Source organism: Chitinophaga dinghuensis, assembly GCF_003259435.1.
GTDB classification, from domain to species: Bacteria; Bacteroidota; Bacteroidia; order Chitinophagales; family Chitinophagaceae; genus Chitinophaga; species Chitinophaga dinghuensis.
Genome location: NZ_QLMA01000001.1, coordinates 1 through 15,956 on the forward strand (window position 1 = coordinate 1; position 15,956 = coordinate 15,956).

Annotated in this window: 11 protein-coding genes and 1 rRNA gene; 7 read left to right on the forward strand and 5 right to left on the reverse strand. The window is 43.3% G+C overall.

Features of this window, described 5'->3' with window-relative positions:
- Positions 1 to 166: 166 nt before the first annotated feature.
- Positions 167 to 278, forward strand: a 5S ribosomal RNA gene (rrf, locus tag CLV59_RS00010).
- 1,355 nt (positions 279 to 1,633) lie between these two features.
- Here rrf and CLV59_RS00015 read toward each other — a convergent pair.
- From CLV59_RS00015 to CLV59_RS00025, 3 genes are all read right to left on the reverse strand, one after another.
- The gene (locus CLV59_RS00015) at positions 1,634 to 2,455 is read right to left on the reverse strand and encodes a hypothetical protein (protein ID WP_111589964.1); all 822 of its coding nucleotides are present in this window, start codon (positions 2,453 to 2,455) and stop codon (positions 1,634 to 1,636) included.
- Between the two features lie 47 nt (positions 2,456 to 2,502).
- Complete coding sequence (locus CLV59_RS00020; RefSeq protein WP_111589965.1) at positions 2,503 to 3,525, reverse strand: LacI family DNA-binding transcriptional regulator; 1,023 nt, start codon at positions 3,523 to 3,525, stop codon at positions 2,503 to 2,505.
- Between the two features lie 108 nt (positions 3,526 to 3,633).
- On the reverse strand, positions 3,634 to 6,183 hold the full coding sequence (locus CLV59_RS00025; protein ID WP_111589966.1) for a zinc-dependent metalloprotease: 2,550 nt from the start codon (positions 6,181 to 6,183) through the stop codon (positions 3,634 to 3,636).
- A gap of 749 nt (positions 6,184 to 6,932) precedes the next feature.
- Between CLV59_RS00025 and CLV59_RS00030 the strand changes: the two genes are divergently transcribed.
- The 5 genes from CLV59_RS00030 (at position 6,933) to mnmE (ending at position 11,596) form a co-directional block, all read left to right on the forward strand.
- Positions 6,933 to 7,787, forward strand: coding sequence for a MotA/TolQ/ExbB proton channel family protein (locus tag CLV59_RS00030; RefSeq protein ID WP_111589967.1), 855 nt, complete (start codon positions 6,933 to 6,935; stop codon positions 7,785 to 7,787).
- A gap of 68 nt (positions 7,788 to 7,855) precedes the next feature.
- The gene (locus CLV59_RS00035; protein WP_111589968.1) at positions 7,856 to 8,521 is read left to right on the forward strand and encodes an ExbD/TolR family protein; all 666 of its coding nucleotides are present in this window, start codon (positions 7,856 to 7,858) and stop codon (positions 8,519 to 8,521) included.
- A 110-nt stretch (positions 8,522 to 8,631) separates the two neighbouring features.
- Positions 8,632 to 9,219 carry an ExbD/TolR family protein gene (locus CLV59_RS00040; RefSeq protein ID WP_111589969.1) on the forward strand — a complete coding sequence of 196 codons (588 nt, stop codon included), beginning with the start codon at positions 8,632 to 8,634 and terminating at the stop codon, positions 9,217 to 9,219.
- Positions 9,220 to 9,266: 47 nt separating this feature from the next.
- Positions 9,267 to 10,103, forward strand: coding sequence for an energy transducer TonB (locus tag CLV59_RS00045; protein ID WP_111589970.1), 837 nt, complete (start codon positions 9,267 to 9,269; stop codon positions 10,101 to 10,103).
- 110 nt (positions 10,104 to 10,213) lie between these two features.
- Positions 10,214 to 11,596, forward strand: coding sequence for a tRNA uridine-5-carboxymethylaminomethyl(34) synthesis GTPase MnmE (gene mnmE, locus CLV59_RS00050; protein WP_111589971.1), 1,383 nt, complete (start codon positions 10,214 to 10,216; stop codon positions 11,594 to 11,596).
- A 178-nt stretch (positions 11,597 to 11,774) separates the two neighbouring features.
- Here the strand turns inward: mnmE and CLV59_RS00055 are convergent, their stop codons facing one another.
- On the reverse strand, positions 11,775 to 12,476 hold the full coding sequence (locus CLV59_RS00055; RefSeq protein WP_146616094.1) for a hypothetical protein: 702 nt from the start codon (positions 12,474 to 12,476) through the stop codon (positions 11,775 to 11,777).
- 249 nt (positions 12,477 to 12,725) lie between these two features.
- Between CLV59_RS00055 and CLV59_RS00060 the strand changes: the two genes are divergently transcribed.
- Entirely contained in the window at positions 12,726 to 13,121 is a 396-nt protein-coding gene (locus tag CLV59_RS00060) for a DUF4259 domain-containing protein (protein ID WP_111589973.1), read from the forward strand.
- A gap of 85 nt (positions 13,122 to 13,206) precedes the next feature.
- Here CLV59_RS00060 and CLV59_RS00065 read toward each other — a convergent pair whose 3' ends face one another.
- Positions 13,207 to 15,801, reverse strand: a complete 2,595-nt coding sequence (locus CLV59_RS00065) for a bifunctional YncE family protein/alkaline phosphatase family protein (RefSeq protein ID WP_111589974.1) — start codon at positions 15,799 to 15,801, stop codon at positions 13,207 to 13,209.
- Positions 15,802 to 15,956 lie beyond the last annotated feature (155 nt).

Consider the following 15,956-nt stretch of genomic DNA (forward strand, 5'->3'; position numbering starts at 1 on the left):
GACGTTGATAGGTTACAGGTGTACAGATGGTAACATCACAGCCGAGTAATACTAATTGCCCGTAAGCTTTAACTTTATTATTACTTCGTTGTCCAGAACAACAAACTTAGTATACAACTTTCTTCCAATATGTCACCTTATTGTTTGCTGTAAAGCAAAAAGATCTTATGGTGGTTTTGCCAAGGGTGTTCACCTCTTCCCATTCCGAACAGAGAAGTTAAGCCCCTTATGGCCGATGGTACTGCACAACAATGCGGGAGAGTAGGTAGCTGCCATATTTATTTAAAAGAGCCTTGGTGATTTCACTAAGGCTTTTTTATTTTATGCCATTCCCAAAAGAACGACTGCTCCATTGCCCATTCTTTCCCCCAACGCCGAAATAGAAATTCCATCCTCATTTTTATTAGATAATAACTGATGTAAAACCTATTGTTGGTGGCCATCTCCAAAGTGTAGACATACCACTTTCTCTAAATAACCTACAGCGGCTTAATTTAAGCGCTCTTCCTTTTAGTATTCCGTTATTCATCTGTCTGATTATATACCGAAATATCTGCTGTAAAGTATCATCAATGGGTATTTGAGGTATCCCTCATGATTGGAAAACATTTATGCTGTCCACAAATCGATATTTCATGCCAACGCAGGTATTTATCATACTATTATTGCTGTCTTTTCTTACTGGTGGGGCCTATTAGGATCTATCTGTCCCAATGTCAATTAGTATCTTGACAACCAGGACTATTAACGGCTGCTGTTTATGCGTATCTACCAGTATTCTCAGCTGGTTAAAGCATAAATATCTTATCAAAACTTATTACGTTTTATTGCTACATCGGTCTTCTCCAATATTGAGATGGTAGCTATGTTTGACTATTATCTCTCCAAATTATACCTCATTTATACATCAGGATAATTTTAAGCTCAATTATTTCTCTCCATCCGAACTATTTTCACTTGTAATACTATTAAGATCTGCATTGCAGACGACCCGTTGTTGTGATCTTGTATAGTTGGGTTATATTATCCAACACTAATTATTCAGTATGTTATTAGTAACAGGCATTAATTGTCAATGCAACTGTTTGCTTCTGGAAAGTGTTTGAGTCCGTATAATACGCTTCTTATAAACCTGATATAAGGTAATGCCAGTGCTTTGTTTGGCTGTCGTCTCCCGATATTATGTATCATTAATAGATTAGGTACATTTAAATGATGGGGATTAATTTAAGCGTAGTTTTTTCTTCAATTATCGCTGTTGGATGGACATAGCAGACTTCCTATAAGTCTTGCGTAAAGTATTGTCGGCATGCAGTTTGGCTGTCGTCTCCCGATATTATATATCCTAAATAAATTAGGATCATTTAAGCGATGCAGATTAGTTTAAGTATCCTCTTTACTTCTGTGATCGCTTTTGTATAGACATAGTGGACTTTCAATGAATCTTGTGTAAAGTATTGTCAGTGGCTAGTTTGGCTGTCATCTACCAATATTCAAGTATTGGAGATTTATTAAAATGGTACTTCCTCTTAATGAGATTGTATAGCAAAAAGAAATCCCGGTTATCTCAGATAACCGGGATTTCTTTTTGGTGAAAGATAAGTTGTTGGAATAACTGTTATCTCCCTATAAACTATTTCAATTGTTTCGTTTTGGAATGATACCATTTAGCGATATCCAAAGTGGCGCCTACATTGAAAGAGAGCGGTTCGAAATAGGTAGTGAAGTTATGGTCGTTATCGCCGGAGAATGAAAGGGAATGCTGTAACTGCATTTGGAATTTACCATATTTATACCCCAATCTAACGGTGATAGCTGGTTCATACAATAATCTTGTACGGGCGCCTATTTCGTAAAAACTTCCTTTGTCGCTGTAAGTGGAGTCAAAAGGCGTAGCGCGACTTCCAGCGTGTAATCCGTAGAAATTAACCAGAGAGATGCGACTGCTGAAAATTGTTTCTACCACTGGATGTACGATTCCGATGCTAGGTTGAATAAAGAATTTGCTGAAGCGTGTTTCAATCTTGTAGTCATTCGCATTTGCAGCATACTTTTTATCGTAGTTTCTGTCCAGCGTATTAAATCCGCCTGTGCCGTAGCCGGCATATACATCAAAAATTGCGCTTTTTCTACCCCTGTCTTTGATAGGGAGAAAATAGCCGATTGCAGCTTCTCCGCTTCCACCTTGCACGTATCGATCATATCCATTGCTGCTTTGCGTTTGTCCATCGGAGCTAAAAAGATTACTTCTGTAGACATATTGTCCGTTAGCCATGATCGCCAGGTGATCCGTGATGGCAAAAGCAGTTTGAATACTGTTTGGACCTACGGTAGCCTTGAATTCATGTTTTTCTTTCAATGCTGGCGCATTAGTAGGACTCGGAACATACACAGTGGTACGGCAAGCTGCAGTGAGTATGAGACTCGCGGCAGCAAGGATTTTAAGTTGCCTCATAAAGTGGTAGGTTTTAGCAGAAAATTTATCAGCGTATAGGTGAATAATTACATTGTTGATTCTCTTTGTATTAGTTCTACCGGGAACACATAGTTTTTGGTCACTTTAATGCCTTCGTCCTGGTTGATAAGTTGAATAATGGTGCTGGCGGCTTTCTGGCCCATATTGTAGCCCGATTGTTCGATCGTAGTAAGGGATGGAGAAATGATACGGGAAGACAAGTCGTTGGAGTAACCTACGACTTTAATCTGTCCAGGGATATCGATTCCTTGTTTCCTGGCTTCCTGAATGAATGCAACAGCAGATGAATCGTTGGCGGAGAATAGTCCGTCTGGCAGCTTCCCTTTGCTGAAGATCTGTTGAGCGGCAGCGGCGGCGGAAGTCATGGTAAGATCGTGCACATGAATCAGGCTTTCGTCGAAGGGGATATCGTATGCAGCTAATGCTGCTTTATAGCCAGCCAAGCGTTGTTGGTAGAGATTACAAGTTAATATACCGGAGAAATGGGCGATTCGTTTGCAACCTTGACGGATCAGGTGTTCTGTAGCGAGGTATCCGCCTTGGTAATCATCGCCGGTAATGGTATAGCCGTTGAAGTCGGTAGGTACTCGATCGTAGAAAACAATAGGGATATTATTCTTAACGAACGGGTTGAAATGATCTGTATTGGTAGTGAACATGGACGAAACAGCGAGCAGACCGTCTACGCGGAGGGAATAGAACGTGTGAACCAGTTCTTTTTCCATTGCTACGCTTTCGTCTGACTGTCCGATCATGATGGAAAAGCCATACTTGTGTGCCTCGTGCTGAATACCTGAAATCGCTGTACTTTGGAAGTACATGGAAGTACGAGGTACAATCAGACCTAAGATATTAGAACGTTTTTTTCGCAGGCTTGAAGCTATCCAGTTAGGCACATAACCCATTTCGGTGGCCATCTCCTGGACTTTGAGGCGAGTTTCCTCATTGATCAGGGGATTGTTTTGGAGGGCACGGGAAACTGTTGAAGCGGATAGGTTCAGCTTTTGTGCGATGTCGTATATCGTTATTTTATTAGAGCGATCTTTCACTTTTGAGGCTTAGTGGTTAAAAATTCGCGCTATATTAAGCAATTATCCGTAATAAATAAGCCCCTTCCATTGTGGAAGGGGCTTATGTCGTATTATAGGACGCTAATTTTATTTATTATCAAGCGTTTTGGTAATGGAAGCTACCAGGTCCTGGTAGTGACCACGGGTAGTAGCATCGCCAGCGGCAGCAGCAGCGCGGAGTTCCGTTCTCAGGGTATTGAGAGAAACGCGGGCCAGGGCTGTACCATCGGACAGGCGGGCATTACCGGCAGCGCCTCCCATTGGAGATGCTGGAGGATTCACCATTTTGGTCAGTTTTTCCACATAAGAGCGCTGGAGATTTCTTTTGAAGACATCCACATTTTGATGGGTGGTCAGTTCTGAGAAAATTACAACTTTAAGATCTGCCAGCAGTTCTGCTGGTTTATAGGCATTTGCGCCCAGTACAGCTTCTGATGCTACCAGTTTCGCAACTGTGTTGTTATTGATGATTTTCTCCAGAATAGCATCTTGTTTTTCAGCTATCACAGAAGCGCCGTCTTCGCTGATTTTGTTGAAGATATCCTGGTTCAGGAGCCATTTAGGAGTGGTAAACAGTTGCTGGTTGAGGAAAGTAACTGCTTCTTTCTGGGTGGCTTTAGGAACGAATTCCATTACTACGCCTTCTTGTTCAGAAGTTTTAGGCGTGGTATAGATACCGCCGATATTTTTAGCCACGTGGCCCATATAGCGACCGTATTGGGTAACGAGTTCCTTATACATTTCGGAGAGATTCGCGTAACCTTCGTTTGGCGTGTTTGTCCAGGTGATGAGGTTAGGCATGATGCGCTGCAGGTTTTTGATACCGTACATGCTAGCTTTCATGGCGTTATCGCCGAGGTCCTCGTTTTGGCTGCGTGGATCGTTAGGGTCCATTTCATGACCGAACCAGAATTTTTTGTCTTTCAGTTTTTCAACGGTGAGGGTGTTGAGTTTAACTTTTTGTTCTTCTGGTGTTTTCAGGTCAGGGAACTGGCGGTAGCCCCATTCGATAGCCCATTTATCGTAGTAGTTAATACGAGGGTATAAGTCGGCGCCAGAGATGCCGTCGCCAGGTTGTGCCACGTAGTTAAAGCGGGCATAGTCCATGATAGAAGCGGCGTGACCGTTTTTCTTCACCCATTCTTTATCGCGGAGTTTTTCCACAGGATAAGTAGAACTGGAGCCGTAGTTGTGGCGGAGGCCCAGCGTATGGCCTACTTCATGTGAAGAAACGAAGCGGATCAGTTCACCCATCAGTTCATCGCTGAATTGCATGTTGCGGGCGCGAGGATCGTTAGGAGAGGCCTGGATAAAGTACCAGTTGCGGAGGAGGCGCATTACGTTATGGTACCAGTTGATATGGCTTTCCAGGATTTCGCCGGAGCGAGGGTCGTGGATATGTGGGCCACTGGCGTTAGGAATAGCGGATGGTTTATAAACGATGGCAGAGAATCTGGCGTCATCGAGGGACCATGTGGAGTCTTCCTCTTTGGTAGGCGCCATTTTCGCGATGATAGCGTTTTTGAATCCGGCTTCTTCGAATGCGGCTTGCCAGTCGTTCACGCCTTGGATCAGGTATTTGCGCCATTTAACAGGAGTAGCGGGATCGATGTAGAACACGATTGGTTTCTGTGGTTCTACGAGTTCTCCGCGTTTATATTTCTCCATGTCTTCTGGTTTTGGTTCCAGTCTCCAGCGGGTGATCATGACTAATTTTTTCACGCCTTGAGGGTCCGCGTCGAAGTCGGTGGTACCGGTAGCAAAGAATCCAACGCGGGAGTCCGCATAGCGGGGTTGCATGGGTACTTTAGGGAGGAGAACGATGGAGCTATTGAGTTCCACGGTAGCGTTTCCGCCTGGAGCGGGAGGCATACCTGGAGCCATTGGAGCGGAGGATTTGGCGTAGGTTTTAACGGTTCTGATTTCCGTGTTCATCGGATATGATTTCACATCGATGACATAGGATTTATCGGGTTGGAAAGCTGCGAGTTTGAGGGCAGATTTCATTTGTTGGTCGAAGAAGAATACGTCGTTATCGCCGTTGATATATTCGGTGAGGTCGATAACGGAGCTGTTATTATTCTTGGAGTACGCTTTCACATCGAAGGCAGCCACAATTGGTTGGATATTGGAGTTCATCACGGAGGAGAACATGGGTTGTGTGGAGTCTTTCGATGTTTCGGTGAAGGAGATATTCCGGAGGAATATTTTGTTGTTGGGTCCTTTTTCGAAGCGGATTACATTTTGGTTGATGAGATCGCCACCGAAGCCGTTCATGCCGACGCGCAGGTCTGCGGCGGATTTGGAGAGGCGGTTTACGACGAGGATATCTCTACCGAGGATGGAATCTGGTAATTCGAAGAAGAATCTGTCTTCGTGTTTATAGATATTAATGAGGCCGGAGTCGGACTTAGCGCCTTGCGGGATTACTTCCGCGAAGGGTTTAGGGCCGGGTTTAGGGCCTGGTTTCATCATTGGTTGGCCGGCAGGTTTGCTGGTATCTTTAGCCAATGAGGAGTTCGGAGCTGCGGGAGCATCTTTTTTCTTTTGTGCGGCGGCTGGCAATGCGATCGTGCTGAGTGTGATGGCACTAGCCAGGGTGGCCAACACGAGAGAGTGTTGTGACGATTTGATCATGATTATAGGTTGGTTTATTTAGACTAATAGGACCAATTTTTTTTTCAGTGCGTTGCAAGTAAGTGTATAATGTCTTAACTTAAGAGGAAATTCCACGAGCGTAAAAAAGATGTTAAGAAAGGGGAAAAGGGGGGATAGAAGAGATAGGTGTTTGGAAAAAACTGCGGAAACCGAAGAAATTTTTATGTAAGCATTAATTATTATAGTATATTTTCTGCTAATATGGGGATTTCACGTTAGTAAAGGATTATTACCGCGATGGTATTGCATTTGGGCGGAAATGGGTTATAGATATTAGATAATTGTGATTGGAATGTGAGAGATTTAGGCTCAAAGACAGGACTGGCGCGGGAAGAAATAACTTTATGTTCTGACAAGATTTCTGTTGGAACATTTGAAAATTTTCTTAAATTGTGCGTCCAACTTTGAAAAAAATCAATCTATTTCAAATTTAGGGACAGTGATTGGTCGGGATACTGACTGCGATAAATATTGGTTTATTTGCTGAATAAAGTGTTTGCTCAAACAAAACAAAGGGGTGGAATGTGCGCTGGTAGTGCATTTCGGTGTGGGTGTTAATTTTAGTGGGATTTTTTGAGCTGCACTTGTTTTTTTGAGCCAACCTTATAACTTTGCGAATCACTGAATAAAGAGTAAATTGAGTGCCATTGAGCATTACAGAGTAAAACAGTAATTCATAACTTCTAACAAACAATAGTTTAATTTTTAACACTAAAATTTCAATCAACATGGCTGAGACTAAAACAACTGTGACTGCAGCTACTGCTAAGGCATCTTCCCATCAACCTAAAAAATCATCCAACTTATTTGCAACGTTGGCTGTACCTATCTGTTTGGTAATTGGTTTTGTGATCTTCTTCTTTGTACTGGGTAATCCAGCGAACTTTGAGGGTAACAATCCTGATGGTCATCCAATTTCAGAAGGTATTGGTAAATGGTTTGGTACCGTTTATAAAGGTGGTTATGTAGTACCAATTCTGATTTCTGTGCTGCTGATTTGTCTGACTTTCGTAATTGAGCGTTTCCTGTACCTGGCAAAAGCTAAAGGTAAATTCCCTGGTTCTGAGCTGGTACGTAAAGTACAGTACCACCTGGCAAACAAGAACGTTGATGCTGCTCTGGCTGAGTGTGACAAACAGAAAGGTTCTGTTGGTAACGTTCTGAAAGCTGGTCTGAAAAAGTACAAAGAAATGATTTCCAACACTGAGCTGGATACAGACCAAAAAATTCTGACTATTAAAAATGAGATCGAAGAAACAACTGCACTGGAACTGCCAATGATGGAAAAGAACCTGGTGTTCTTGTCTACTATTGCATCAGTAGCAACCCTGTTGGGTCTGTTCGGTACGGTATTGGGTATGATCAAGGCGTTCTCCGCGATGTCTAACGCAGGTGCACCTGATTCATCTCAGCTGGCATTGGGTATCTCTGAGGCGTTGATCAACACCGCTCTGGGTATCGGTACTTCCGCTATCGCGATCATCATGTATAACGTCTTTACTACTAGCATTGATAGCATCACTTATGCTATTGACGAGTCTGGCTTTACTTTAACTCAGAGCTTCGCTGCTAACCACAAATAATTTAGATTATTTGTGTGGAAAATGAGCGGTTTTGAATCTTATTAAAGTAAACCATAAAAAAAGTAAAGATGCCAAAAGTTAAAATGCCCAGGAAAAGCACGTTGGTCGATATGACGGCTATGTGTGACGTGGCTTTTCTGCTCTTAACTTTCTTCATGTTGGCAACTAAGTTCAAACCGGACGAGCCGGTGACCGTAGTTACACCGTCTTCTATCAACACTGCCCTTTTACCTGATTCTGACGTATTGTTATTTACGGTAGATAAGGATGGCAGAGTGTTTTTCAGCATGGACGGTCAGCCTAAAAGAAGAAAACTGATTGAGGATCTGAATACGCAGTTCAAACTGAATCTGGATGAAAAGGAAATGCAGAATTTTGTACTGGGCGCCTCTGTAGGTACTCCGTTAAAGAGTCTGAAACAGTATTTATCCGAAACACCTGATCAGCGTAAGCATTCACACCTGGATACAGGTATTCCTACTGATTCTGCTAACAATGAGTTGGCGACTTGGATTGAATATGGAATGGCAGCATCACAAGGCGGTAACTTCGCTAAGTTGAAGTTCTGTATTAAGGCTGACAACCAGACGCCTTATCCAAAGATCAAGGATATCCTGGATACATTCAAAGAGAAGCATATCCAGAAACTGAACCTGGTTACGAATTTGGAAGCGCCTCCTCCAGGCACTGCAGCTTATGAGGAGATGATGAGTGCTGATACTAAGAAGCACTAACCAGTACTAACCGGTTTCAGTAAAAAGTAAATAGCAGCATACGACCGCTGGACGGCGTAACTTCCTGGCCTGGAAGGCTGCTGATTTCAAAACCAAAAAAGCTTACTACTATGGCAGAAATGGATACCAGTAGTAGTGGTGGAAAAGGTAAACACGGTGGTACGAAATCCAAGAAACATTCTACCCGTGTGGATATGACTCCAATGGTGGATTTAGGATTTCTCCTGATTACCTTTTTCATGCTTACCACTACAATGGCCAAGCCCAAAACAATGGACTTGATCATGCCAAAAGATACGAAAGATGAGAAGGAGCAGAACAAAGTAAAAGAAAGTACTGCTTTGACCATCTTACTCGGAAAAGATAACAGAGTATATTATTACGAAGGTTTAGCGCAAGATCCAAATGCATCCGCTGATCCTAACTTTTTTAAAGCAACGACATTCGCCAACAAGAATGGTATCAGAGATGAGATCATCAGAAAGAGAGATGAAGTTGCTAAGCAGAGAAATGCAAAAGGTGAACCAGAAGACGTAGTAGTGATTATAAAAGCGGACAACGACGCTACTTATAAGAACTTCGTAGATATCCTGGATGAAATGGCGATCAATCGTATTCAGCGTTATGCTACTGTTGATATCTCCGATCAGGATAAAACGTGGATTAAGCAGACAGAAGCTGCTAATGGCGTGAAATAGTCTTATGGAATAATTAAATTTTTTGCATCCATCATAAAACATTAACAATGGATTCTGCTAAAGTCTTAAAGTCCGATTTTCTGGATATCCTGTTTGACGGCAGGAATAAGGATTATGGGGCTTACGAGCTGAGAAGGCAATATAACAAACGTGTGCGGAACGCCATTATTGGTACTTCGTCGCTGTTCGTATTGCTGATCGGTGGTTACCTGGTGTCTAACTGGGTAAAAGCTTCCGAGGGAGATGCCGTGAAGAAGCCAATCATTAAGGAGATTAAGATCGAGGATTTGAAAATTCCTGACGATCCTAAAACTCCGCCTCCTCCACCTCCTCCACCGGCGCCACCACCACCGGTAAAACCGTCAGTACAGTTTACTCCTCCTGTGATCAAAAAGGATAACGAGGTACCACCAGATGAGATACCTCCTAAACACGAGGATATTAAGGACAAATCTATCGCCACTAAAACTGTAGAAGGTGACCCGAACGGTATCGATGCGGGCCTGCTGGAAGACAGTAAAGGTACTGGTGTGGTAGAAGCGCCTCCTGCTCCTGCGAAAGAAGAGATCTTCACATTCGTAGAACAGCCGCCAACCTTCCCAGGTGGTGAAGATGCGCTGAACAAATACCTGAATAAGAATATCCGTTACCCACGCGTTGCGCAGGAAAACGGCATCTCCGGTACTGTTTTCGTACAGTTCGTAGTTGATTCTGATGGTAATATCAAAGACGTTAAAACAGTCGGAGCCGCAAAAGGCGGTGGTCTGGAAGAAGAAGCTGTTCGCGTGGTGAAAACCATGCCTAAATGGAAACCTGGTAAACAAAACGGTCGCCAGGTATCTGTACAGTTCAACCTCCCAATCCGCTTTACGCTGCAAGAGTAGTACTGTCACAAATATTTGATAGCGAATCCCCGTCTCTACCCAGAGACGGGGATTTTTGCATTATACAGTTTATAGTACCTTTGCAGCTTCTAATTTTAATAACTTTCGATATGCTGGGAAAACTTACCGGATTTGATGATACCATTGTGGCTGTAGCCACCGCACCTGGATTAGGCGCCATTGCCGTTATTCGACTGAGTGGAAGCCAGGCGTTTGATATCACCAATTCCCTCTTTCCTTCCAAAGACCTCCTGTTGCAAGCCAGTCATACCCTACATTTTGGCGGTATCATAGCGGATGGTCGCATCATCGATGAAGTAGTAGTTAGTCTTTATAAAGGCCCCAGATCCTATACCGGAGAGGATGTAATTGAGATCTCCTGTCACGGGTCTCCCTATATTCAACAACAAATCATAGATGCTGTTACCAAAGCAGGCGCCCGACTGGCAAAGCCAGGAGAGTTTACCCAAAGGGCATTTCTGAATGGTAAGTTAGACCTGACACAGGCTGAATCTGTAGCCGATTTGATTGCCAGTAACTCTGCTGCCTCTCATCAAACAGCCATGCAGCAAATGAGAGGAGGATTTTCCAAAGAACTGCATCTGCTGAGAGAACAACTGATCACTTTCTCTGCCCTCATAGAACTGGAACTGGATTTCAGCCAGGAAGATGTGGAGTTTGCAGATCGTACCCGCCTGTATGAGCTGGTTACGGCAGCAAACACGACCATTCGACACCTGATTGATTCTTTCCGAATGGGAAATGTGATCAAAAATGGGGTAAATACGGCGATTGTGGGCAAACCGAATGCGGGGAAGTCTACCCTCCTCAACACACTTTTGAACGAAAACAGGGCCATTGTAAGCGATATAGCGGGTACTACACGCGATACCATTGAAGAGGTACTGAATATCGAGGGGATTCTGTTCAGGCTGATTGATACCGCCGGTATTCGGGAAAGCAATGATACCATTGAAAGTATTGGGGTACAGAAAACCATGGAGAAGATCAAAGAGGCAGGCGTAGTAGTATACCTCTTCGATGTAAATGAAAATTCCGCGGAGGACCTGCAACAACAAATCGATTCCTTCCAGGCTGATAACATTAATTTCCTCCTTGTTGGCAATAAAACTGACATCGCGGGAGAGTCCGCTATACAGGAGAAATTCTCCAAAATTCAGGGTATTTTGTTCATTTCTGCGAAAAATCACGCCCATGTGGACGACCTCAAACAAGCCCTTGTGCAAAAAGTATTGTCCGGAGATATTAACACAGAAGATACTATCATCACCAATGCACGACATCATTCTGCCCTTCAGGAAGTACTCAAATCCCTCCATGATGTGAGCAATGGAATGGATAACGGGGTACCTGGCGATCTATTGGCGCTGGATATTCGGAGAGCGTTGCATTTCCTGGGTGAAATCACCGGAGAAGTGACGAATGAGGACAGACTGGATTATATATTCAGTAAGTTCTGTATTGGGAAGTAATCAGACCTCCTTTCCTCTAATTGTAATCTTAATTTACTACATAGTTTGGACCGTTAACTAACAGTCCAAACTATCCACAGCACATTTACCATTGTATATAGACACGTGTCCATTTACTGGCAGGAACCGTATCTGGGCTAAATGGTTTATTACTCCACGTATAATCTACATAAGCCGGCTAGCATATATAGATTTCATTGCTTACCCCATTGAAACTGATTTTGTTGACCTTTACATCATTCGATCTGCTTTCCGGATACAGACAACTACCTCCACCAGTAGGATATTTAACGGCTGCATAGATGTAATCCGAACCGGTTGGAATAACATTGGAAAAGGATGTCCATGTGAGTTCAGGCGTATAATATTTAACCATCGTAACAGGATTACGATAATAGGTTAAGGATAATTGGGGAGTAGATGCTAAAGCTGTTGCCTTGTAGGTAGGATTAACCGGATTAGTGGTGGCGTTATAAATTGTACAACTGGCAGTGTAGGAACTGGAGCCTTTCATCACTTTTGCGTTGAGTGTACCACTGGTAAGCGACAGTTGAAAACTGATGTAAATCCCCGAATTGGCACTAACATTTGCGGTTCTCATACCAAGGAGACTGGTACCGCTTCTTAACTCTATCGTAAAAAATGCCAGCGTATCAGTATTATTGGTGAAATGTATGGTAGCTATACCACTTCCGGTGGTATATAAATAGTCCAGGTAAAAATCTGTTACTGCCGGACCCGTAGGACTGTTGGCACTGGTCTGCCTGGTTAACTCAGTTTGAGTAGTCATTACTGCTTTCTTCTCCACCTGCATGTCAGCGGGTTTACTACAGGAGAATAGCATGAGTACAATACAAGGAAAGAATAGATACGATTTCATGGGAGTGCGGGTTTTAGTGATGAATTGATTAACAATATGCTTACAGGGGTAAATTTTGCTACAGTTGCTGCCACTTACTGGTATGCTTTTCAACAGGGGCCTGGATTTATGTTACATAATATAGCAAAAATAGCTGAAAGTGTTCCCGCTAAATATGAGGTAGAAAAGTTGATGATGAAAGTATCTCCTTGTGTGCGGAACAGCATATTATAACTATATTCCATCGTTCATTTAAAAAGGAATATATCAATGGGAACATGGAGTGAAAAAAGCTTTGGAAATGACAGTGCAGGAGATTGGATAATTGACTTATGTGAGACGCCAACCCTTGAATTTATCAGAGAAACATTGCAGGCATCAATAGATAACCCAATGGAGGCAGACTATAACCAGCCTGCGATTGCTGCTGCTGAAGTCATCTGTATTCTGGATGGTAAAATACCTGAAGATTATCATGAGATTTCGCATAACCTGGAACCAATATTGGCGACATTGAAAGGGCAACAATTTCCGAATGGCCTTCGGGCACTGGCGGTTCGGTGTATAGATATGATTGCGACTGATTCCGAATTAAAAGAGCTTTGGGAAGATCAGGAGGAATGGCTGGACGAAATTAATAGTTTGAAACAGCGACTGGCGCACTGAACTACTACGGATTCTTCTATAGTTGATTTGAATTAAAGTATTATCCCGTCCTGGAATTACCCTATTCCAGGACGGGATATTTTTTTTAGTCATTGTCTTCTTTATACTTAGGATCCAGTTTCAGGCCGAGTGCTTTCAGGCCTTTCTGATGGGCGCCGAAGTAGGCTTTTGGAAAGGGCTTGTCGCCGTGAATAGTGGACCATATATATTCACTAAAGATCAGGGCGTCTTTGTCGATCAGATCCGGCTTGGAGAAATCCATTTTCTGCGTTAGCGGGGCTAGTTTGGCAGTGGTTTTACTCTTGATTTGATCTTTAGGCGGATTCAATTCGTTGATGGCAATTGTTGGCGTTAGCGCGTTGTAGGCGGTATAGTCGGCCTGCTGCTGAAAGCAGGCTGTCATTAACGGCGCGGCTGCCACTAATTGATTCATTGGTTGTACGCCGAATATCTGGCAGATGGTATGTAATACGGATGATTGATTGTAAAAATTACTGATAACGGTATCGCGTTTTACAAAAGGCCCTGCTACTAAACAGAAGGAGCGGTGGCCATCTACATGGTCTGTGCCGCTTTGAGGATCGTCTTCATTGATGAAAATGGCCATATCCTTCCAGAAAGAGCTTTTAGACAATGCTTCTACCACGCGTCCTGTAGCCCAGTCATTGTCTGTTACATAGGCGCGCGGAGTGGGATTTTGTTCGCCATAACCGCTGGTATGATCATTCGGTAGGTAAACGATCATAAATTCAGGCAGATTGCCTGCTGCTTCGTACTCTTTCAGTGCAGTGATAAACGCGTCTGCCCTTACCTGATCTGTAATATTCATATTCCAGCCTGGGTAACGCATGTCGCTGTACTTTTCCAGACTCTTCATCGCATAAGAGCATTGGTATTGGGCAGAATCGTTTTTGTTTTTCCAGCTGTTATAGACATCTGTCCAGGTTTTCCCTTTAGTTATTTCCGCCAGATCTGTTTCTCCGAAGTTTCTGAAAGAGATTCCTTTACGAAGTAAGTGATTCCAAATGAAGCCACATCCTGCATATGACAGCGGATCGGTTCCGAAATCATAGGCACAATGTCCGTTTGAAAAATCCTTTTCATGATATGGCGTAGTAATCCCCTGGATAGCCCATTGGTGGCCATCGCTGGAGTTAACGCCATTGCAATAGTAGTTGTCTAGCAATACAAATTGTTTGGCTAATTCATGTGTGTTGGGTGTTATCTCCCTACCAAATTCCACCAGCTTAGGATCACAATTTCCTTTTCCGAAGTCGCCCAATACCTGATCGAATTTTTTATTTTCCTTAATGATATACACTACGTGTTTGATAGACGAAGGCTCGCCTACATTATCCGGAACAGGTTTGGGCGCAGCTTTCGCATTGGCTCCGGCCTGGGCTCTGAGCAAATCTATAAAATGGAATCCTTTGCTGGCTTCAGCGGTATAGTTATCAACTTCTGATTTATTAGCAGGGAGCGATACTTTTTGTATTTCACCCTTTAACGCTGTTACATTTCCAATGAACAATTGGTTGCCGCTAACGCTGATGGCGCCAGGAAATCCGCCTGCCGCGATAAAGCCATAAGGCGCTTTTTTGGGGTGTGCCGGATCAATGAGTGCAATGGAATTATTACCTGCATTGGCGGCCAATAGTGTTTTACCATCGGAACTGAATGCCAGTGCGGTGGTCAGACTGCCATAGGGCAGGGAAGGATCTGGTTTGGTATTGATGGTATGCGCTACTTTCAAGGTCTTTACATCAATGACACTGACACCGTCGCCGCTATCATCTGTTACATACAGTGATTTGCCATCAGGAGATAAGACCATGGACTCTGGATGGATGCGGGTGGTAATATCGGCTATCTTTTTCCTGGACTGCACATCTATCACCGTAACGGAACCGCGTAATGCCACAGAACGTTCATCTACCGCTACATCTGTTCCTGCGGATTTTTCTGTCCGATCATTTTTCCCGGGATGTGGTCCTCCGAAGTTACTCACGAATGCCAGTTTTTTATCCTTGCTGATCACCACAGCATAAGGGCAAACGCCTACTGGGATTGTGCTTATTAATTTACCTTTTGCCACATCCACGACTGCGACCTCATTAGTGATGGCCAGCGCAACGAAGGCAATATTATCGTTGCACAGACCGATTCCTAAAGGATTGGTTTTTTTATTATTGGAAGACAGACTGATTTTTTTAGTAAGCGTAAATGTGCCGCTGCTGCTTACATTTCCGACATATAAATTTTTCTCCAGGCCGGTGAAGTATATAGTGGAATCATTTTTATCTACAGCCAGACCATACATAGAGCCAGATTCCTTGTCGAGGTAGTCGAAGGAACCGATGGTAGAGAAATCTTTTGCATTAATAAAGGAAAGCCGCCTGTTGGTCTTTGCGATGAGGATGTGTTGTTGTTGTGCAAGGTCCAGGTTTAATACCCTGGTTCCTTTGGAGAGATTAAGACTTTGTCCGGCAGGATTCAGGAGATGACTATTGGCCAGGAGTTTATCGCCCACCAGAAACTGGGTCAGGGAGGTGTCTACTGGTTTTCTGACATCTTTTCTAGGTTCCGGACTGTTTGGTATTACTTGTGCCTGTAGGGTGGGCGCAGTCAATAAAAAGCATGCAGTTATGCTTTTCAGTAAATATTGTTGCACTGTTTTCATAATTTATCTAGCAATTATTGGAATGTAATGGAGGACGATATTCCCCAAATGACTTCGCTAATATCTCCGAAAGTACATCAGCTGATTTAATATTGCAATGAATATATTATTAAATAAAAGAGGATTGTTACGGTGTTGCTGAGGGGGAAGGAGTA